The organism is Pseudomonas sp. P106(2024), assembly GCF_057480815.1.
Window position 1 is genome coordinate 1 of the sequence record NZ_JBLIYU010000078.1, and the last position, 214, is coordinate 214.

The 214-nt window shown below is 58.9% G+C and carries 1 protein-coding gene; it reads right to left on the reverse strand.

Translation table 11 applies throughout. The features are described 5' to 3' along the window. Positions 1-214, reverse strand: a 214-nt coding sequence (locus AC25M7_RS25570) for a hypothetical protein (RefSeq protein ID WP_486971650.1), incomplete at both ends; no start/stop codon positions are given.

A 214-nucleotide genomic window follows, 5' to 3' on the forward strand; every position in this document is an offset into this window, starting at 1 on the left:
TTTCTGGCTGACCTTGACGGTGAAGGCCGGCTGCTGGTCTTCGGTCACATCGCCTTTGCCGACGATGGTGACGGTGACCTTGTCGCCCTGGTTGTCGGTACCAGGAGTACCAGTACCAGGTTCATCGGTCACGGTCGTGGTGACGGTGTTGTCGCCGAGGGTCAGCTTCTCGAAGTTGTCGCCACCGGCAACCGATTCGATCTTGTTGACGATG